This window comes from Plantactinospora sp. CA-290183, from assembly GCF_050936375.1.
Lineage (GTDB): Bacteria > Actinomycetota > Actinomycetes > Mycobacteriales > Micromonosporaceae > Plantactinospora.
Genome location: NZ_JBNJMX010000002.1, coordinates 206948 through 226852 on the forward strand (window position 1 = coordinate 206948; position 19905 = coordinate 226852).

Annotated in this window: 17 protein-coding genes, 1 tRNA gene and 1 riboswitch; of the genes, 7 read left to right on the top strand and 11 right to left on the bottom strand. The window is 71.1% G+C overall.

Annotated elements, in window-relative coordinates:
* Window positions 1–22 precede the first annotated feature (22 nt).
* Complete coding sequence (locus ACQEUR_RS05785; RefSeq protein WP_433027718.1) at window positions 23–1180, top strand: RNA polymerase sigma factor; 1158 nt, start codon at window positions 23–25, stop codon at window positions 1178–1180.
* A 212-nt stretch (window positions 1181–1392) separates the two neighbouring features.
* Here the strand turns inward: ACQEUR_RS05785 and ACQEUR_RS05790 are convergent, their stop codons facing one another.
* The gene (locus ACQEUR_RS05790) at window positions 1393–2070 is read right to left on the bottom strand and encodes a hypothetical protein (protein WP_433026482.1); all 678 of its coding nucleotides are present in this window, start codon (window positions 2068–2070) and stop codon (window positions 1393–1395) included.
* Window positions 2071–2185: 115 nt separating this feature from the next.
* Here ACQEUR_RS05790 and ACQEUR_RS05795 point away from each other — a divergent pair, with 115 nt between their 5' ends.
* On the top strand, window positions 2186–3403 hold the full coding sequence (locus ACQEUR_RS05795; protein WP_433026485.1) for an MFS transporter: 1218 nt from the start codon (window positions 2186–2188) through the stop codon (window positions 3401–3403).
* 675 nt (window positions 3404–4078) lie between these two features.
* Here ACQEUR_RS05795 and ACQEUR_RS05800 read toward each other — a convergent pair.
* A complete protein-coding gene (locus ACQEUR_RS05800; RefSeq protein ID WP_433026488.1) occupies window positions 4079–4846 on the bottom strand; it encodes a DUF6082 family protein in 768 nt (255 codons plus the stop codon).
* A gap of 123 nt (window positions 4847–4969) precedes the next feature.
* Between ACQEUR_RS05800 and ACQEUR_RS05805 the strand changes: the two genes are divergently transcribed.
* Entirely contained in the window at window positions 4970–5476 is a 507-nt protein-coding gene (locus tag ACQEUR_RS05805) for a hypothetical protein (protein ID WP_433026491.1), read from the top strand.
* 15 nt (window positions 5477–5491) lie between these two features.
* Here ACQEUR_RS05805 and ACQEUR_RS05810 read toward each other — a convergent pair.
* Window positions 5492–5565: transfer RNA gene (locus tag ACQEUR_RS05810), tRNA-Gly, on the bottom strand.
* A 217-nt stretch (window positions 5566–5782) separates the two neighbouring features.
* On the opposite strand from ACQEUR_RS05810, the gene ACQEUR_RS05815 reads away from it, so the two are divergent.
* A complete protein-coding gene (locus ACQEUR_RS05815; RefSeq protein WP_433026494.1) occupies window positions 5783–6769 on the top strand; it encodes a zinc metalloprotease in 987 nt (328 codons plus the stop codon).
* 48 nt (window positions 6770–6817) lie between these two features.
* Here ACQEUR_RS05815 and ACQEUR_RS05820 read toward each other — a convergent pair whose 3' ends face one another.
* Window positions 6818–7375, bottom strand: a complete 558-nt coding sequence (locus tag ACQEUR_RS05820; protein ID WP_433026497.1) for a pyridoxamine 5'-phosphate oxidase family protein — start codon at window positions 7373–7375, stop codon at window positions 6818–6820.
* A 110-nt stretch (window positions 7376–7485) separates the two neighbouring features.
* On the opposite strand from ACQEUR_RS05820, the gene dcd reads away from it, so the two are divergent.
* The gene (dcd, locus tag ACQEUR_RS05825; RefSeq protein ID WP_433026500.1) at window positions 7486–8064 is read left to right on the top strand and encodes a dCTP deaminase; all 579 of its coding nucleotides are present in this window, start codon (window positions 7486–7488) and stop codon (window positions 8062–8064) included.
* A gap of 127 nt (window positions 8065–8191) precedes the next feature.
* Here the strand turns inward: dcd and ACQEUR_RS05830 are convergent, their stop codons facing one another.
* Window positions 8192–9097 (bottom strand): NlpC/P60 family protein, encoded by a 906-nt coding sequence (locus tag ACQEUR_RS05830; RefSeq protein WP_433026503.1) that lies wholly within the window; start codon window positions 9095–9097, stop codon window positions 8192–8194.
* A gap of 144 nt (window positions 9098–9241) precedes the next feature.
* Window positions 9242–9381: riboswitch (cyclic di-AMP (ydaO/yuaA leader) on the bottom strand.
* 233 nt (window positions 9382–9614) lie between these two features.
* Between ACQEUR_RS05830 and ACQEUR_RS05835 the strand changes: the two genes are divergently transcribed.
* On the top strand, window positions 9615–11654 hold the full coding sequence (locus tag ACQEUR_RS05835) for an N-acetylmuramoyl-L-alanine amidase (protein WP_433026506.1): 2040 nt from the start codon (window positions 9615–9617) through the stop codon (window positions 11652–11654).
* Window positions 11655–11668: 14 nt separating this feature from the next.
* Here the strand turns inward: ACQEUR_RS05835 and ACQEUR_RS05840 are convergent, their stop codons facing one another.
* The 3 genes from ACQEUR_RS05840 to ACQEUR_RS05850 form a co-directional block, all read right to left on the bottom strand.
* The gene (locus tag ACQEUR_RS05840; protein WP_433026509.1) at window positions 11669–12751 is read right to left on the bottom strand and encodes a hemolysin family protein; all 1083 of its coding nucleotides are present in this window, start codon (window positions 12749–12751) and stop codon (window positions 11669–11671) included.
* Complete coding sequence (locus tag ACQEUR_RS05845) at window positions 12748–14058, bottom strand: hemolysin family protein (RefSeq protein WP_433027721.1); 1311 nt, start codon at window positions 14056–14058, stop codon at window positions 12748–12750. The genes ACQEUR_RS05840 and ACQEUR_RS05845 overlap by 4 nt, the downstream gene beginning before the upstream one ends.
* A gap of 72 nt (window positions 14059–14130) precedes the next feature.
* A complete protein-coding gene (locus ACQEUR_RS05850) occupies window positions 14131–14874 on the bottom strand; it encodes a hypothetical protein (protein ID WP_433026512.1) in 744 nt (247 codons plus the stop codon).
* A 197-nt stretch (window positions 14875–15071) separates the two neighbouring features.
* Here ACQEUR_RS05850 and ACQEUR_RS05855 point away from each other — a divergent pair, with 197 nt between their 5' ends.
* Window positions 15072–15740 (top strand): DedA family protein, encoded by a 669-nt coding sequence (locus tag ACQEUR_RS05855; protein ID WP_433026515.1) that lies wholly within the window; start codon window positions 15072–15074, stop codon window positions 15738–15740.
* Window positions 15741–15851: 111 nt separating this feature from the next.
* Here ACQEUR_RS05855 and ACQEUR_RS05860 read toward each other — a convergent pair whose 3' ends face one another.
* Genes ACQEUR_RS05860 through ACQEUR_RS05870 form a run of 3 tightly spaced genes read right to left on the bottom strand, consistent with a single transcriptional unit; the run spans window position 15852 to window position 19818 of the window.
* A complete protein-coding gene (locus ACQEUR_RS05860; protein ID WP_433026518.1) occupies window positions 15852–16496 on the bottom strand; it encodes a response regulator in 645 nt (214 codons plus the stop codon).
* Window positions 16487–17635, bottom strand: a complete 1149-nt coding sequence (locus ACQEUR_RS05865; RefSeq protein ID WP_433026521.1) for a sensor histidine kinase — start codon at window positions 17633–17635, stop codon at window positions 16487–16489. Before ACQEUR_RS05865 ends, ACQEUR_RS05860 begins: the two co-directional genes overlap by 10 nt.
* Before the next feature lie 26 nt (window positions 17636–17661).
* Window positions 17662–19818, bottom strand: a complete 2157-nt coding sequence (locus ACQEUR_RS05870; RefSeq protein WP_433026524.1) for a (Fe-S)-binding protein — start codon at window positions 19816–19818, stop codon at window positions 17662–17664.
* Window positions 19819–19905: the final 87 nt, after the last annotated feature.

The window sequence follows — 19905 nt, forward strand, 5'->3', positions numbered from 1 at the left end:
GTGGAGCCGGATCGTGGCCACCATGGTCCGGTTCACCGGCGGCGACTGGGACCTGGCCGAGGAGTGTGCGCAGGAGGCGTTCGCGCAGGCACTCGTGAAGTGGCCGGAATCAGGCGTACCGGACGAGCCACTGGCCTGGCTGACCACCACGGCACGCCGTCGCGCGATCGACCGGATGCGCCGGGCGTCGACCGAGGCGGCGAAGCTGCGAGAGGTGGCCGCGATGCGACCGGAGCCGCCGTACGCCGGCGACAGCGACATCCCGGACGAGCGTCTGGAGCTGCTGTTCACCTGCTGCCACCCGTCGTTGAATCTCGACGCCCAGGTGGCGTTGACCCTGCGCAGCCTGGCCGGCATGAGTACCGCCGAGATCGCGCGCGCGTTCCTCCTGCCGGAACGCACCATGGGCCAACGCCTCTTCCGGGCCAAGCAGAAGGTCGCGCACGCGGGCATCCCGTTCCGGGTCCCACCCGCGCACCTGCTCCCGGACCGCCTTCCCGCCGTACTCCACGTGCTCTACCTGCTGTTCAACGAGGGGTACGGCGACATCCGCAAGGACAGGCTGTGTCAGGAGGCCATCCGGCTCGGCCGGGTACTGGCGATGCTGATGCCCGACGAGCCCGAGGCATCGGGCATGCTCGCGCTGATGCTGCTGCACGACGCCCGGCGGCCGGCGCGGCTGGACGCGGCCGGGGATCTCGTCACCCTGGCCGACCAGGACCGCTCGCGGTGGGACCAGGCGCAGATCGCGGAGGGCGCCGCGCTCTGCGAACGGGCCCTGCGCCAGCGCCGGGCCGGGCCGTTCCAGCTCCAGGCGGCCATCGCGGCCTGCCATGCCACCGCGCCGACCGCCGCCCGGACGGACTGGCCACAGATCGTCGGGCTGTACGCGCACCTCGCCCGCATCGCACCCAGCGTGATCGTGGACCTGAACCGTGCCGTCGCGATCGGCATGGCCGACGGCCCCGAGGCCGCGCTGCCACTGGTCGACGCGATCACCGGGACCGGACAGCTCGACGGCTACTACCTGCTGCACGCCACCCGCGCCGACCTGCTGCGCCGCGCCGGCCGCCGGCAGGAGGCGAGCGAGAGCTACCGGGCGGCCCTCGACCTCGCGCCCACCGACGCCGAACGTCGTTTCCTGCACGGCCGACTGCTGCTCACCGAGGGCCGTACCTGACCCTTGCCGGCTGTTCGAGTCACCAGATGTGTGCCCGCTCGTCGTTAGACTGGGGGTACGGAGAGTTCCGGAGGTGTTCGATGATCGAGACAGCAGTGGTTGTGGTGCTGGTCGTGATCGAGGTGCTGTTCTGGGCCGGCCTCCTCGCCACCGTCCGCCGCGACCACGTGCACAGGCGGCGGAGCTGGTAGCGGAGCCGCACGGGCCCGTCGCTAGAACGACGTCGACAGCTCCATGATCTCCCTCGCGACACCTGCTGGGTCGCGCAACATGTGGAGGTGTCCCCCCGGCATCGTGCGCACCGGCCAACCGCGGGCTCGGGCATCCTCTCGCTCGTCGGCATAGGTGTCACCGAAACTGAGGTATCCCGCGGACACCGCGTCCCAGCCGTCAGGCAGGTCCACCCGGGCGGTGAGGTACGCGAACGGCACCCGCGCCTGCTCCGCCTCCACCCGGGCGCGCGTCTCGGCATCGGGGAACAACCCGGCCACGGATTCCTCCGGCCACCAGCGCGTCCACAGCGGCAGGCTGCCGTCCGGGCCCACGCGATCACGGAGCATGTCACTCAGGTCAGCCCGTGCCACAGGCACGCTGCCCCTCGCTGGCGGCAGCACCGCGTCCACGAAGACCGCGCCGCGCACAGGATGCCTCGTGACGAGCGCCGGAACGTACAGACCCGCGTTGCTGTGGGGCACGAGCACCAGGTCGTCCGCGTCGGGGAGCCCTTTTTCGATGGCCGCCAGGACCGCTGCGGGTGAGGAGGTCGCCGGATCGGGCGGCGCGGGCACCGTCGCGGTGATCCCGAAATCGGACCGCAGCACCGAGGCGACAGACGCCCACACCGCCGGACCGAGGAAGGGACTGGGGATGAGTACCGCGGTGATCGCCATGACGCGTTTTGTAGCATCCACAGCGGACGGTGATGCCTGTGCCACGAGCACGGCGGCGGTGCGGTTGCTGGCCTGCGAGGCCCCACGCCGTGACCCCGCGCCTTAGCGTGGCGTGGTGGCAGCACCCCGGGTGGCACCGCCGTCGGAGATGAGCCCCCGACTTACGTTCCTGTTCGCAGTGGCGGCGGGAGCAGCCATCGCCAACCTGCACTGGGCGCAGCCGATACTCGGCTTCATCGCCGGCGATCTACGCGCCGCCACCGCGACGGCCGGCTGGCTCGTCACCGCGACGCAGATCGGGTACGCCGCCGGCGTACTGCTGCTCGTGCCGCTCGGCGACGTCCTCGACCGCCGCCGGTTCGTCCCGGTACTGCTGCTGACCTCGGCCGCCGCACTGCTGCTGTGCGCGTTGGCGCCGTCGATCGGCGTACTCCTGCTCGCACTCGGGTTACTCGGCGTGACGACGATCTCCGGGCAGGTCCTCACGCCGCTGGCCGGAGACCTTGCCACCGATGCCCACCGTGGTCAGGTCGTCGGCGCCGTCGGGTCCGGGACCCTCACCGGCATCCTCGCCTCCCGTACGATCAGCGGTTTCGTCGCCGGCGCCGCCGGGTGGCGTACCGTCTTCGCCCTCGCCGCGGTCGTCGCCGTCCTGCTCGCGGTCCTGCTCTACCGCGCGATCCCACCGCTGGCGCCGCGGACACGCATGCCGTACCCGGCGCTCATCGCCTCGGTCGGCGCGGTGGTCCTGCGCGAGCGGGCGGCCCGATGGACACTGGTCCTCGCCGCAACCGGGTTCGCCGTGTTCTCGTTGCTGTGGACGGCGCTGACGTTCCTGCTCAGCGGCCCACCGTTCGAGTACCCGGTACCGATGATCGGGTTGTTCGGACTGGCCGGCCTCGTCGGTGCTCTCGCCGTCCAGCACGCCGGTCGGCTGCACGACCGTGGTTGGTCGCTTCCGGCCACCGGCGCGGCATGGGTACTGGCCCTCGGCGCCTTCGTCGGCGCGGCGTTCGCCGGCCGGTCCGTCGTGCTCCTCGTCGTCGTGATCGTCATCGTCGATGTCGCCCTCCAGGCGCAGGCCCTGCTCAGCCGGGCCCGGCTGTTCGCCATCTCCCACGAGGCCCGCAGCCGGCTCAACACGGCGCTGGGGACCGGCAACTTCATCGGCGGCGCGATCGGCTCCGCCGCCGCTACCGCCCTCTGGTCCGCGGCCGGCTGGACAGCGGTCACGATCGCGGGAGCCGCGCTCTGCTGCTTGGCGCTCGCCGTGTGGACGCTGGGGCGTCGGGGTCCACTTATAACGGCTACGCCGTGCCGGACGCCGCTGTAGCGGACCTCAGTCAAGCCCACTCAACCGCGCGACATTCGCATGTAGTGCACGATGCGGTCGTCGGCGGTTCGGCAGCATCCGCAAGCGGAAATCCGGCCGCTACCAGGTGCGGGCGGCCGATTTGGCGGGGAAATTTGAGCAAGCTCGTCGCTGGTCGACGGTGGCCGGCAAACCCGGCGCGCCGGGGCTGCACTCCCACGACCTGCGGCACACCGGGAACACCCTGGCGGCCCGGACCGAGGCGAGCGCGAGAGCTGATGGCGCGGATGGGCCACCACTCGGCAGTGTCCAGGTGACGCGCGGGACGGGCGTGGATTGCGGGCCGGCTGACTTTCCGCCCCGGCCCCGTAAGCGGCCGGGGCGGCGGCTCCGCAGGAGCCGGTTTGCCGCGCCTGGCCCGCACCTTGCTCTAATAGAGGCTAATTCGGCAGGCAGGAGCGATAAGAGACCTGACTCACCGCTCGGACAAGTTGGATGTGCGAATTCTAGGCCAGAGGAGCAGGTTCGGGCAGTCAATGTTATGGCGCTAGATGTAGCGCAACTTCGACCCGTAGTCAGCGACACCAAAGTTCGTCGACGTTGAGTGGTTGAACCGAATAGCCGCCGATGTGCTTGGCTGATCCTTGTACATTCGCTCGGACATATGAGATAAACACTGGGGCGGGGGCTGAGCAGCTACGTTCCCTGTCGCCCCATGGGCACCCCAGCAGAGTCGCTGCTTGAATGGGAGCCTGTTGGAGGTGGCGCGTCAGCGGAGAACCTGCCAGCCGGTTCATCTTGCAGGGCAGCGCGGTAGCAATTTGTAGCAATTTGCATAAACTCTCGGCGTTCTCGGGACCTAACCGTTCCCCAGTCTTGGCCCCATTCGCTCCACCACTGGCGAGATACCTCATCTCTAAACAACTCTACAAAATTTTGGCGCAAGCTTGTTCGATCTATACTCCCGACGTCCCAAAGCATTCCCCAGTGAGCGACCCAAAGGTTCAGATACATCTTTTTACCATGCGCCTCGATGCTCTCGTCGGTGCGCCGCTGAAACATCAGCTCCGGCCTCTCTAGGGCAAGCTTAACTAGCTCAAAATGCCTCTCGCGGGCGCTAACAACCTGCGTCAGCCGGTTCTGCCTCGACTGCAGTATCAGGGAGATAGCGACGCCACAGAACGCCAATCCCGAAAGCACTGCCGACACCCCGCCGTACGCCTGCCCGATCTCCGACAACTCATGCCAGGTAGCCCCATCTCCGGAGATTCCCCGCATAACGGTTGGAATGAGAAGAATGAACGAGATGAACACCAGGCCGCATACGGCGGCGAGGATGTGAAGCAACAACCTGCGGCTTTTATACAGCTGACGGCTCATAACGCCATCGTCGCAAACGACGTCCACTGGGAGTGGCCATGATCTAACCAAATGCCCGCAACAAGGCTCAGCGACGCTGAACATGCTAAGTAAACGATCGTTTGGCCCAGCGATCTTCGCATGCCCATAAGAGCGCGCCCCGCACGATGTCCACCGCCGCCTCAACTACCTGTGCCTGCGCCGAGGTCGACGACAACGTGGACGCCTGTGTGTTCACCACCGAGAACGGGCGGGCCGATCTGGCGGGGCAGCTTCAACAAGCTGGCCAACTGGAAGGCGGCCGTTGCCAAGGTCGGTCAGCCGAACCTGCACTTTCACGACCTGCGGCACACCGGGAACACCCTCGCTGCGCAGACCGGGGCGAGCACCCGTGACCTGATGGCCCGGATGGGTCACGACTCTCCGCAAGCCGCGCTCATCCATCGGCACGCGACGGCCGAGGCTGACAAGGCCATCGCTGCCGCGCTCAACGCGGCCGTGCGGGCCGAACAGAAGGGCGAGCGGAAGAAGGCGAAGAAGACCGACCGGAAGGCGGACAAGAAGTCCGGCGGCAAGAAGGGCAGGAAGAAGGCTGGCACGAAGGGCGGCGAGCGGTCCGAAGATCCGGACGACGGCGCGACCGGCGCCCTGGTGCGACGGGGCTGGGCTAATGGCACGCGGCCTGATTGCGGATCTTGGAACATCGAAGGGCCCTGGCTGGGACTGACGTCCTGACCAGGGCCTTTGGGTTGGAGCGGGTGACGGGAATCGAACCCGCACTGTCAGCTTGGGAAGCTGATGTTCTGCCATTGAACTACACCCGCGAGCGGCCCCCACTGTACCTGGTCGACCGGGACGGCGCACTCACCCATCCCCCCTCGCGCGCCGGCTCACCCCGGCACCCCACCGGCAGATTTCGTACGTAACCACACCGATCAGCCTCATTTGCCGGGGCGATGACCCAAGGTAACGTCCGCCTCACCTGCAACAGTGGCACTGTGCAATGATCACGCCACTTTCAGTGAGCGAAGAGGAGAGGCAATGGGGTTGCACCGCATCAGGTGGGCGCCGCGCTGGGTTGGCGCGTCGGCCACGTCCCTGGTACTGCTGGTCGGGTCCACCGCGTACGCGGTACCGGTGGTCGCGGCGGTGCCGCCCGTGACCGCCCCGGACTGCGCGGGGTCGACCGAGAGCGGGCCGTACGCCAGGGCGAGACCGGGCACCCCACACGTACCGGATCCGAACGAACTGACCGCGGTTCAGGCGGCCGAGCTGGAGCGCGAACTCGACGCGGCGTACGCGGAGCGGGTCGGCAGGGCGCCACTGGCCGTCTCTCCACTGCACCTGATCGTCATCCCGGTGGTCTTCCACGTCGTCGCGAAGAACCGCACCCGGGCGGGCGGCAACATCCCGCAGTCCCTGATCGACGACCAGATCAGGGTGCTGAACGAGGCGTACGCCGGGCGGACCGGCGGGGCCTGGACGCCGTTCCGGTTCAAGCTGAAACGCGTCAACCGCGTGGTCAACCCGGCCTGGTACCCGATCGTGCTGGAGAGCCCGGCGGAGTCCCAGATGAAGCGGGCGCTCCGGTCGGGCGGCAAGGAGACGCTCAACATCTACAGCGGCCAGCTGAGCGACGAGTTGCTGGGCTGGGCGACGTTCCCGCAGCGGGTCCTCGACCCGTACGACGGGGTGGTGGTGCTGGCCGAGTCGTTGCCCGGCGGCACGGCGGAGCCGTACGACGAGGGCGACACGGCCACCCACGAGGTAGGGCACTGGCTGAACCTGTACCACACGTTCCAGGACGGCTGTGGCGGCCACGGCGACCTGGTGACGGACACTCCGGCGGAGGCCGAGCCGGCCTTCGGCTGCCCGGCGGGGCGGGACAGTTGCCCGCGCAGCCCCGGCCGCGACCCGGTCCACAACTTCATGGACTACTCGGTCGACTCGTGCATGTACGAGTTCACCTTCGGCCAGACGACGCGGATGGTCCGGGCCTGGCGGGCCTACCGGCAGCCCTGGGGCTGACCGCGGACCCGCCCGACCTCCGAACCAGCCCGCCGGTGCCGGCCCCGCTCACGGGGTCGGCACCGGCTCCTCTTCCAGGACCGCCCGGCGCCGGCCCCGGCGGCGGGACGGGGCCGGCGACGCGGAGGCGGACGCGGGATCCAGCCAGACCTGCACCGCCGGACGCTCGGACCGCTCGTTGGCGAGCGGGGTGGCGCCGTTGCTGCCGTGCCGGGCGACCATCGCCACGTCGACGGTGAACTCGAAGAGCCGCCAGTCGACCTGCGGGGCGGCCCGCAGGTTGCCGGCGAGCCGGTCGACCCGCGCCTGGTCGGTCACCGGCCGGGCCCGGCCCGCCACGTACGCCTCGTCGTCGCTGTCCTCCGGTGGAAAGGAGTGCAGCGCGTAGCGCCCGTCACGTTCGAGGTCGCGCCGCTTCGGCGAGTCGACGACGAAGCAGAACAGTCCCTCGTCGGTGATGACCGGCGAGACCGGGTGCACGCGCGGGCCGCCATCGGCGCGCACGGTCGCCAGGTAGCCGAGACCCGGGCCGTACTGCTGGAGGAGGAGGCGGATCGCGGCCGCGAGGCGGGGCTCGTCGGTGGCGAATTCGGACCAGGAAGCCATACGAAGATTCTATCGAACATGTGTACGAGAAGACACCCCGACGCGCCCCGACCGCGCGCGTCGCCGGCCCGGTGGACCCTGCCGGACCCCGCACTCGCTAAGGTGGCACGGTGCTGCTCTCCGACCACGACCTCGTGATGGAAGTCAAGGCCGGGACGCTGGCGTTGGAGCCGTTCGAGCCCGCCCTGGTGCAGCCGTCGAGCATCGACGTACGTCTGGACCGGCTGTTCCGGGTCTTCAACAACCACCTCTACACGCACATCGACCCGGCGCTCCAGCAGGACGACCTGACCTCGCTGGTCGACGTGCCGGACGGGCAGCCGTTCGTGCTGCACCCCGGCGAGTTCGTGCTCGCCTCCACGCTTGAGGTGATCTCCCTCGGCGACCAGCTCGCCGGCCGACTGGAGGGCAAGTCGAGCCTCGGCCGCCTGGGCCTGCTCACCCACTCGACGGCGGGTTTCATCGACCCCGGCTTCTCCGGTCACGTCACGCTGGAGCTCTCCAACGTGGCGAACCTGCCGATCACCCTCTGGCCCGGCATGAAGATCGGCCAGCTCTGCATCTTCCGGCTCTCCTCGCCCTCCGCGCACCCGTACGGTTCGGCCGTCTACGGCTCGCGCTACCAGGGCCAGCGGGGGCCCACGCCGAGCCGCTCCTGGCAGAACTGGCGTACCTGGCCCACCCGCTGAGCCACCGCGGCGCCGCCCACCCGGAGCGACGGCCGCGCGCCCCACCGAAACGGACCCGTTACGAGCAGGACCCCGGTCGCGCGGGAGGCGACCGGGGTCCTGCTCGATGCGGTGATGATGCCGGAGATCAGCCAGGTCTGCCGAAGCTGTGGATCTGGCCGTCGTCGACCCGCTTCATCTTGATCGGTACGCCGGCCCGGGAGGCGTGCACGATCCAGCCGTCGCCGACGTACATCCCGACGTGGCTCAGGTCGGCGTAGTAGAAGACCAGGTCACCGGGGCGGAGGTCGGACCGGCTGACCCGCTTCATGACGCCGCGCTGCTGGCGGGCGCTGTGCGGGAGCGAGATGCCGGCCTGGCGCCAGGCGGCGGAGGTCAGGCCCGAGCAGTCGAACGAGTTGGGTCCGTCGGCGCCCCAGACGTACGGCTTGCCGATCTGGGCGCAGGCGTACTTGACCGCCTTGCCGGCCCCGCCGCCCGGGTACGTGGCGGGGCAGGGCGCCGGGCGCAGCGAGCCGCCGGCCCCGTTGCCGTACGCCCGGATCCGATCGGTCTGCAGCTTGTCGATCTGGGCGTCGATCTCCTTGGCCTTCTTGGCCAGCTCTTTCTCGGTCTTGCTGAGCTGGGCGACCAGCCGGTCCAGCGGGGCCTTCTGGGCGGCGTACTTCGCCCGGAGGTCCACCACGGACTGCACCTCGCGCTGCTGCCGGCGGGCGAACTGGTCGAGCACCGTGAGCTGGCCGACCAGCGCGCTGGGCGACTTGCTGGTCAGCACCGCGTTGACGGCCGACGCGCGGTCACCCTTGTACGCCTCGACGGCGAGTTCGCTGACCCGGTTCATCGCCGCGTCGATCTGCTTCTGCAGCGGCTCGATCTTCTTGGCCAGCTCGGCGACCTGCTTCTTCTTGGCGTTCAGGTCCTGCCGCGTGGTGTTGTGCTTCTCGATGATCGGCTCGATCTTCCGCCACGCCTCGTCGATCTGCCTCTCGATCTCGGCGACGGTGGGCTCGGCGTGCGCCGGCGGGGGGCCCACGACCAGCACCGCGACGCTGGCCAGAGCGGCGAGGGCGGTGGTGAGAATGGACCGACGTGAGCGGATCCGCGTAGTTCCCTCGGTGGTGGTCGCCCACCTGGGGAATCGCGGCCGCGGGGCAGAAAGGGCCACCGAGGTCCGTGCTCCTTCTTCCGTAGCCCGCCTACCGGGTTAGCTGACGGGTTCGGGCGGGAAGAGATTCGCCCTACCGCTGTTCTGCGGATTCACCCCATGATGCCCGGGTCCCCGGTTCGCCGATGTCGACGATTCGGCGGTGTCGAGCCGTTGTCGCCCGGCTGGGCGGCGTGCCTGCGGTCTCGACGGTCCCCAACCATAGAGAAGGCCGTTATGCAAAAGCAACCCGTGACGCAGGTCGATTCGTTACGTATCGGGGTGATCGCACAGGGTGTGGTGAAGGTTTCTTACGTCGCGAGGACGTAACGCGGAACCCATTGACGACTTCGCGTCCGGGGTGGAGGGTGACCTCAACGCCCACCCCCGGCGGAACGGAGTCCCCATGCCTCCCACGACAACCCCGTTGAGCAGACGAAACAGGCTCGGCGCCGCCGTGCTCGGCGCCGCCGTGCTCGGCGCCGCCGTGCTCGGCGCCGCCGCGCTGGTGCCGATCGGCGCCGCGCCCGCGGCGGGCACACCGCCGCAGCGGCAGCAACCACAGGGCCAGCACCCACAGGACAGCCGGCAACGGGAGTACGCCGCGGCGGCTGCCGAGTTCGGCGTACCGGAGAGCGTGCTGCTCGGCGTCTCCTACCTCCAGTCCCGCTGGGACACCAACGCCGGCACCCCCAGCACCAGCGGCGGGTACGGCCCGATGCACCTCACCGACGCCGCCCGGCTGGCCACGGCGGCCGGCCCGGCCCACGAGCACGGCGAGGACCGGCGCGGCGACCCCGCCCGGCCACTGCCCCACGCCACCGGCCCGCACGCGCCCGGGACGGCCCCGAGCGCCGGTACCCCGGGTGGGCAGACCCTGGACGCCGCCGCCGCGCTGACCGGGGCCGCCGCGCCCGCCCTGCGTACCGACGCGGCCGTGAACATCCGCGGCGGCGCCGCGCTGCTCGCCTCGTACCAGCGGGCCCTGGCCGGGCCGACCGGCCGGGCGAGCGACCCGGCGACCTGGTACGGCGCGGTGGCCCGGTACTCCGGCAGCGACCGCGCGGACGCCGCGGCGGCCTTCGCCGACGAGGTCTACCGGACCATCACCGAAGGGGCCAGCCGGACCACCGACGACGGCCACCGGCTCACCCTGCCCGCGCACGCCGGACTGACCCCCCAGCGGTCCTGGTTGGACCGGCTCGGCCTCGGCGGGCCGGCGCCCCGGCCGGACGGGCTGGAATGCCCCCGCGACATCTCCTGCGAATGGATCCCGGCGCCCTACCAGGCGTTCGGTGCCGGCGACTACGGCAACCACGACCTCTCCGACCGGCCCGGCCGGCAGAAGATCGAGTACATCGTCATCCACGACACCGAGGGCAGCTACGACACCACGCTGCGGCTCGTGCAGGACCCCACCTACGTGAGCTGGCAGTACACGCTGCGATCGGCGGACGGGCACATCGCCCAGCACGTCAGGGCCAAGGACGTGGCCTGGCACGCCGGCAACTGGTACGTCAACGCCAAGGCGATCGGCCTGGAGCACGAGGGCTTCGCCGCGCAGGGCACCTGGTACACCGAGGCGATGTACCGGACCTCGGCCAAACTGGTCCGCTACCTCGCCGCCCGGTACGACATCCCGCTGGACCGGCAGCACATCATTGGGCACGACAACGTGCCCGGCACCATCCCGTCGACCGTCGCCGGCATGCACTGGGACCCGGGACCGTACTGGAACTGGTCGCACTACTTCGACCTGCTCCGGGCGCCGTTGCGCGGCGTCGGTACCCCGCGCGCCGGCCTGGTCACCATCGACCCCGACTTCGCCACCAACCGGCCCGCCTTCACCGGCTGCGAGACCGCCGGCGTACCGTGCCCGTCCCGGGGCTCGTCGTCGGTCGTCCTGCACACCGCGCCGGCCGCCGACGCGCCGCTGGTGAACGACGTCGCGCTGCGCCCGGACGGCACCCCGAACACGATGCACATCTCCGACCACGGGGCGCGCGCCTCGGCCGGCCAGACGTACGCGCTGGCCGACCGGCGGGGGGACTGGACCGCCATCTGGTACCTCGGGCAGAAGGCCTGGTTCCACAACCCCGCCGGCAACCCCACCGCGAAATGGACCGCCGGTCTGGTCGCGACCCCGAGGCCGGGCCGGGCGACGATTCCGGTGTACGGCCGGGCCTACCCGGAGGCGGACGCCTACCCGGCCGGCGTGCCGTACCAGACGGTCACGCCGTTGCCGTACACCCTGCCGGCCGGTCAGCGGTACGCCGTCGGCGACGTGCTGCCCAGTGAGTACTACCGGGCCACCACGTTCGACGGCTCGTCACCGGGTGACTGGACGGTGATCCGCGGCGACCTGCGGTACGTACAGATCCAGTTCGGTCACCGGATCATGTTCGTCAACCTGGACGACGTACTGCTGCTGCCGTCACCGCGCTGATCCCGTGCGCATGGTCACGGGGTTGTCGCCGTCTCCGCCTCCGGAGCCGGCGACGACCTCGTGGCCGGCGGACTCTCCCCGGAGGGCTGCCCGGGTGCGCCGACCACCGCGGTCAGGACGTCGTCCAGGGTCACCACACCCAGCGGGACCCGGCCGTCGCTGACCAGCACCACGTGCCGACGCTCGCGGCGCATCGCCAGCAGCAGGTCGGCCAGGGTCTGCTCCGGCGGCACCACGGCCAGCGGGCGGATCAGGGTTGCCGGCACCGGCGCCCGGCGGGCCGCCCCCTCGTACCCGAGGATGTCCTTGACGTGCACGAAGCCCAGTACCCGGCGGGTCGAGCGCTGCACCACCGGGAAGCGGGACCGTCCGGTCCTGGTCGCCAGCACCTCCAGCGAGGCCGGTGAGACGTCCTCGGCCACCGTGGTCACCGCGGCCCACGGCCGCAGCGCGTCGGCGGCGGTGCGCTGGTTCAGTGCCAGCGCGCCGGTGATCCGGGCGTGCTCCTCCGAACCGAGCAGCCCCTCGGTGCGGGCCTGGGAGACCAGCCCGGCCAGTTCCTCGGCGGTGAAGACCGTCTTCACCGAGTCGGTGGCCTCGATCCGCCACAGCCCCAGGATCCGGGCCGAGGCCCACTTCATCGCCAGCAGCAGCGGCTTGGTGGCCACGCAGAACGCCAGCATCGCCGGGCCGAGCCAGAGCGCGGAGGGCTCCGGGCCGGCCAGGGTGATGTTCTTCGGCACCATCTCGCCGACCACGGTGTGCAGGAAGACGACGATGCCCAGTGCGATGACGAACGCCACCGGATGGATCGCCCGCTCCGGCAGGCCCAGCGAGTGGAACGGCCCCTCCAGCAGGTGGGCCAGGGCCGGCTCGGCGATCGCGCCCAGGCCGAGCGAGCAGACGGTGATGCCGAGCTGGGCGCCGGCGATCATCAGCGGGATCTGGTTCATCGCCGAGAGCGCCCACCGGGCCCGTCTGGAGTGCGCGGCCAGCGGCTCGATCACGGTACGCCGGGAGGCGATCAGGGCGAACTCACTGCCCACGAAGAAGGCGTTGCCGAGCAGCAGCGCGACGGTGATCAGCAGATTCGTCACCGGTCGACCGGCTCCTCGGGGCGGACCACCCGGACCTGCTCGATCCGGTGCCGGACCACCTCCACCACGGTGAACTCGTAGCCCTGCTCCTCGACCGTCTCCCCGGCGACCGGGATGTGGCCGAACCGCGCCAGCAGGAACCCGGCCAGTGTCTCGTACGGCCCCTCGGGCAGCCGGAAACCGGTCTGTTCGGCGAGTTCGTCCTCGCGCAGCACCCCGTCGACGAGCAGGGTCCGTTCGCCACCCGGCACGGTCAGTTCGAGCCGTCCGCTGTCGTCGACGATGGCCGGGTCGAACTCGTCGGCGATCTCCCCGACCAGCTCCTCCACCAGGTCCTCCACCGTCACCACGCCGTCCGTGCCGCCGTACTCGTCGACCACGATCGCCAGGTCGGCGCCGGCCGCGCGCAGCGCCGCGAGGACGCCGTCGAGGTCCAGGCTCTCCGGCACGTAGACCGGTTCGCGCGCCACCGCGGCCACCGTCGTGCCGTCCCGGCGGTTCGGCGGTACGCCCAGCGCGTCGGAGACCCCGGCCACCCCGGTGACCAGGTCCAGGGTCTCCTCGTAGACCGGGAACCGGGTCCGGCCGGTCTGCCGGGCCAGCGCCAGCAGCTCGGCCACTGAGGCACTGGTCCGCAGCGCGACCACGTCGACCCGGGGGGTCATCGCCTCGGCGGCCCGCTTCTCGCCGAACCGGATGGTCCGCTGGAGCAGCATCGCGGTGTCCCGGGGCAGCGCACCGGCCCGCGCGGAGATCGCGGCGAGCAGGCCGAGTTCCTCCGGCGACCGGGCGCTGGCCAGCTCCTCCTGCGGTTCCACGCCGAGCCGGCGGACCAGCCAGTTGGCCGAGTTGTTCAGGGCCCGGATGAGCCAGCCGCAGACCCGGGAGAAGGTCCGCATCGGTGCGGCGGTGGCCAGGGCGACCGGCATCGGCCGGGCCAGCGCGGCGTTCTTCGGCACCAGTTCGCCGAAGAGCATCGAGAGCAGGGTGGCCAGGGCCAGCGCCAGCAGCGGGGTGACCTGCCCGGTCGCCTCCCCGGCGAGCGGCCGGAGCGCCGGCGCGAAGAGCTTCGCCAGCGCCGGTTCGGCGAGGTAGCCGGTGAGCAGGGCGGTGATGGTGATACCGAGCTGCGCGCCGGAGAGCTGGAAGGAGAGTTCCCGCAGCGCCTTGCGGACCGTCTGGGCCCGGCGGTCCCCGGTCGCCACCCGCTGGTCCAGTTCGGAGCGGTCGACGGTGACCAGCGCGAACTCGGCCGCGACGAAGAACGCGTTGCCGGCGGTGAGCAGGAGGAAGCCGAGCAGCGGCAGCAGCGTGGTCAGGACCAGGGCGTCGATGTCGAGCAGACTACCGGCCGGACCAGCGGGTCCGTGCCGCGGCGGTCAGTTGCGGAAGCAGCGCCAGCCGTAGGCGTCACCGGGCTCGGTGTTCCGGGCGAACGCGCCGTCGCCGTAGGTGTCGCGGCAGGCGACGTCCATGTCGACGATCCGGGACGAGAGCAGCTGCCCGCACTCCCAGCGGCCGTCACCGCGGGCGTCCGCCCAGCTCAGGCTGCCGACCCGCCGGTCGCAGTAGCGCTCCACCAGCTGCGTCAGCTCGCCCCTGCCGCCGGGGCCGAGCAGAACCGGCTGCGGGGGCGGCAGCGGAGGCGGCGGCGGGACGTCGGCGACCGGCGGCGGGTTGACCACCGGTGACGACGGCGTCGCCGACGGGGTCGGCACCGCGGCGGCGCTCGGCGAGGTGGACGTGCTCGGCGTCACCGAGGGGGTCGGCGTCGGCGTCGCGGGCGACGACGGATCCGGCGTACCGCTGGCGGGCCCGGCGGTCGGGGTCGGCCCCGGTACGTCCGCCGGCGCCGGCTGGCGCAGCGGCGGCGGGCTGGCCACGGCGACCGGCACACCGACCTGCGGCTCCGGCCCGCTGTCGAAGATGAACGGGCGCAGGGTGTCCCCGCCGAAGCCGATGGCGAGGACGATCAGTCCGACGCCGAGCCCCACCACCGAGACGATCCGGATGCCCAGGTCCGACCGGTCACGCCGCCTCGCGGCTCCGGCCGGTCTGCCGGACCGGGCCCGATGCCGCCCGGACGGGTCCAGATCCGATCGGGCCGCTGCATTCTCCGCCACGGGCCGCCAGCCTCCTCGCGGTAACGGGCCGGTCCAGTGTGGACCGGATCAGCGATCGTGACTCTAACCCAACTCGTGGAAAGGTACGGGCCCGCCGGGAATGCGGTTCACCGCAGTACGGAACTGTGGCGAACGGGTGGTGAATCGGGCGTGGATCCTCAGGGTTCGTACAGGCGCCGCCGGCTAGCGTCGTAACCATGATCGATAGTACGGCCTCACTCGCCGCCGAACCGCCCCCGCTCTCCGGAATCGCCGAATGGGCCACCGACCTGATGGACCGGCTCGGCGCCCCCGGCGCGGGGCTCGCGGTGGCGCTGGAGAACCTCTTCCCGCCGCTGCCCAGCGAGATAATCCTGCCGCTGGCCGGGTTCGCCGCGAGCCAGGGCGAGATGAGCCTCTGGTCGGCGATCTTCTGGACCACCCTCGGCTCGGTCGTCGGCGCGCTCGCGCTCTACTACGTCGGCGCCCTGCTCGGCCGCGACCGCACCCGGGCGCTGGCGGCCCGGTTGCCGCTGGTGAAGCTGAGCGACGTGGACCGCACCGAGGCGTGGTTCCTCCGGCACGGGCGAAGCACGGTCTTCTTCGGGCGGATGATCCCGATCTTCCGCAGTCTGATCTCCATCCCGGCCGGCGTCGAACGGATGCCGCTCGGCGGTTTCCTCCTCTTCACCGGCCTCGGCAGCCTGATCTGGAACACCGTCTTCGTGCTGGCCGGCTATCTGCTCGGGGAGAACTGGCACCGGGTCGAGGAGTACGCCGGCGTACTCCAGAAGGTGGTCATCGTCGCCGTCCTCCTCACGGTGGCCTGGTTCGTCGTCGACCGGCTGGCCCGGCGGAACCGGCCGCGCAGCCGGCACCGGGCCTGACCCCTCGCCGGTCACGTCCCGCCGGCGGGGCAATGCGACGTCGAGCGTGATGACTTTGAGGCATGAATATGACTGACAGGCATATCGCTCCGCCGCGGTATGCCTGTCAGCTCATCCACCGAGGTAACGCAGCACGGCCAGGACCCGCCGGCTGTAGCCGGTGACATGTGACAGGTCGAGCTTGTCGAAGATCGCGTTGACGTGCTTCTCGACGGCGCTCTGCGAGACGTGCAGGTGTTCGGCGATGGCGCCGTTGGTGTGCCCCTGCGCCATGTGGTCGAGCACCGCCCGCTCCCGCGCGGTCAACCGGCCCAGCGGATCGGCGTGACTGGTCCGGGCCAGCAGCTGGCGTACCACCTCCGGGTCGAAGGCGGCGCCGCCGTCGCCCACCCGGGCCAGCGCGTCGAGGAACTCGCCGACCTGGGCCACCCGGTCCTTCAACAGGTACCCGACCCCGCCGCTGGAGTCGGTCAGCAACTCCACGGCGTACCGCTTCTCGACGTACTGCGACAGCACCAGGACCCCGACGCCCGCCCAGCGGCGGCGGATCTCCAGCGCGGCGCGCAGCCCCTCGTCGGTGTGGGTCGGCGGCATCCGTACGTCGACGACCACGGCGTCCGGCGGGTCCGCCGCGACGGCCGCGACCAGCGCGTCCGCGTCTCCCACGGTCGCGGTGACCTCGTGCCCCTCCTCCGCGAGCAGCCGGACCAGACCCTCGCGGAGCAGGATCGAGTCCTCGGCCAGGATCACCCGCACGGCAGCTCCGCGACGACGGTGGTGGGCCCGCCGGCCGGGCTGGTCAGCCGGAACCGGCCGTCCAGCGCGGCGACTCGGCGGCCCAGCCCGGAGAGCCCGCCGCCGCCCGGGTCGGCGCCGCCGGTGCCGTCGTCCACGACCGCGACCACGAGCCAGCCGTCCCGGGCGCGGACCTCGACGTCGACCCCGGTGGCCCGGGCGTGCTTGGCGGCGTTGGTCACCGCCTCGGAGATCACGAAATAGGCGGCGGTCTCGACCGCCGCCGGCGGCCGCTCGGTGAGCCGGTAGTCGATCCGGACCGGCAGTCCGGCCCGCTCGGCGACCCGGGCCAGGGCGTCGGCCAGCCCCAGGTTGTCCAGCGCGGTGGGGTAGACCCGCCAGGCCACCTCGCGCAACTCGTCGAGGGCCCGCCCGGACTCCTCGTGCGCCTGGCGCAGCAGCTCCGCCGCCTTCGCCGGATCCGTGCTGCGCCGGGCCCGGCCGACCAGCAGGCCCAGGGCGACCAACCGCTGCTGTACGCCGTCGTGCAGGTCCCGTTCGATCCGGCGGCGCTCGGCGTCGACCGCCGCGACCACCCCGGCCCGGCTGGTGGCCAGCTCGGTGATCCGGCGCTCCAGCGCCTCCCGCCCGCTCGGTCCGAGGAAGCGCCGGGCCAGCCGGCGGTCCAGCGCGACCAGGCCGACCGTGCCCTGCACCACCAGGAAGAGGCCGACCAGTCCGAGTACGAGCTGGCCGAGCAGGATCAGCGGGGTGCTCTCGCCGCGCACCGCCTCCCAGATCCAGACCCCGCCGGCCAGTACGCCCCAGCCGAAGAGCGCCAGCACGAAGCCGCCGAGCATCCCCACCGCCCAGCGCACGGCGAGGTACCGCACGGCCCGGCGACCGCTGTAGTCGGACGCGTTCTCGCTGTCCAGGAACGTCGCCAGCCGCCACCGTTCCACCTCGGCGAGATGGCGGGCGCCGGCCTCGATCCGCTCGACGATCCGCTGGACGGTCGCCCGCCGCCCGTCCGGACGGGCCCTGGCCACCAGCAGGACCGACCCGAGACCCAGGAGGTACGTCAGTTCCACCGTCGCGGTCACCGCGCCGAGCAGCACCCCGACGCCGAGCCGGAGCCAGCGGCCGGTCAGGGCGCGCACGAGCGGCCCGATCCCGCCGCGCGGGGTCACGTTCCCTTGACGGAGCGGAGCAGCACCGTGGCCACGTCGACCACCTCGACCTGCTCGGCCGCGCCCTTGCCGGTGACACCGTCACCCAGCATGGTCGAGCAGAACGGGCAGCCGACGGCGATGGTCTTCGCACCGGTGGAGAGGGCCTCCTCGACGCGTTCGACGTTGATCCGCTTGCCGATCCGCTCCTCCATCCACATCCGGGCACCGCCCGCGCCGCAGCAGAACGACCGCTCCCGGTTGCGCGGCAGCTCGGTCACCCCGTCGGCCGCCGCCGCGCCGAGCACCTCGCGCGGCGGGGTGAAGACCCGGTTGTGCCGGCCGAGGTAGCAGGGGTCGTGGTAGGTGACGCCGCCGTCGACCGGCTGGACCGGGGTGAGCCGGCCCTCGGCGACCAGGTGGGCCAGGAGCTGGGTGTGGTGTACGACGTCGAACTGGCCGCCGAGTTCGCCGTACTCGTTGCCCAGGGTGTTGAAGCAGTGCGGGCAGGTCGCCACGATCTTGCGCTTCACCGGCTCCCGGTCGCCGAACGCCTCGTTCAGGGTCTCCACGTTCTGCTGGGCGAGCATCTGGAAGACGAACTCGTTGCCGATTCGCCGGGCCGGGTCACCGGAGCAGGTCTCACCCTCGCCGAGGATGGCGAAACTGACGCCGGCGGAGTGCAGCAGGGTCGCCACCGCCCGGGTGGTCTTCTTGGCCCGGTCCTCGAAGGCCCCGGCGCAGCCGACCCAGAAGAGGTATTCGAAGTCCTCGACCTCGCCGACCCGGGGGACCTCGAAGTCCAGACCCTTGGTCCAGTCCTCCCGGGTGTTCGGCGGGGCACCCCACGGGTTGCCCTTGTTCTCCAGGTTGCGCAGCATGACGCCGGCCTCGGACGGGAAGCTCGACTCGATCAGCACCTGGTAGCGGCGCATGTCGACGATGTGGTCCACGTGCTCGATGTCCACCGGGCACTGCTCCACGCAGGCGCCGCAGGTGGTGCAGGACCAGAGCACGTCCGGATCGATGACGCCGCCCTCCTCGGCACCACCGATCAGCGGCCGGTCCGCCTCGGCCAGCGCCAGCACGTCCATGTGCGCGAGCTGCGCCGCGGTCGCCTTCTCCTCGCCGGTCAGGTCCTTGCCGCCGCCGGCCAGCAGGTACGGCGCCTTGGCGTACGCGTGGTCGCGCAGCGACAGCACCAGCAGTTTCGGCGACAGCGGCTTGCCGGTGTTCCAGGCCGGGCACTGCGACTGGCAGCGCCCGCACTCGGTACAGGTGGTGAAGTCGAGCAGCCCCTTCCAGGTGAACTGCTCCACCTGGGCCACCCCGAACTGGTCGGACTCGGGGTCGGCCTCCTCGAAGTCCAGCGGCTTGCCCCCGCTGGTCATCGGGCGCAGCCCGCCGAGCCCCGAGGCGACCCTGCCGGGGTCCCGCTTGAAGAAGATGTTGAAGAAGGCGGCGAACCGGTGCCAGGCGACGCCCATGGTCACGTTCAGCGCGATGACGATCAGCCAGGTCATCGAGATGATGATCTTCACCAGGGCGGTCACGCTGACCCCCGCCGACCAGGCGGGCAGCAGGCTGCCGACGGCGTGGCTGACCGGGGTGGCCCAGGCCGGGAACTCGAAGTGGTCGGTGGCGACCTTGAAGCCCCGGATCAGGAAGCCGCAGACCAGTACGGCGGCGACCACGGCCTCGACGAAGTAGCCCTGCCACATGGTCGATCCGGTGAACCGGGAGAGACCACCGGGCCGGGTGGGCCGGTTGCGCAGCCGGATGGCGGTCAGCACCGTGATCCCGACCAGCCCGAGTACGCCGATCAGCTCGGTGACCAGGCCGTAGACCACCCAGTGGCCGATCACCGGCAGCCCACCGGTCGGCGTGACGACCTCGAAGTACGCCTCCAGCACGAGCAGCGAGAGCACCACGAAGGCGACCATCACGAACCAGTGCGCGGCCCCGACCACGGTCCAGCGCAGCATCCGGGTGTGGCCGACCGTCTCGGTCAGCATCGTCCTGAACCGGGTGCCCTTGTCCGAGAAGCGCTCGGGGGCCGGTTGACCCAGCCGGATCACCGCCACCATCCGGCGGACCGCCCGCACCGCCAGCCACACCGCGACCGCGGTGATGCCGGCGGCGAGGATCGTGGTGACGATCTGGACGCTGCCCATCCCTCTGGCCTCCCCGTCTACTGCCCGACCCGGCTGGCTGCCGTGCGCCCACCGGGACCGACCAGCGATCCATGACACGGCTGCCAG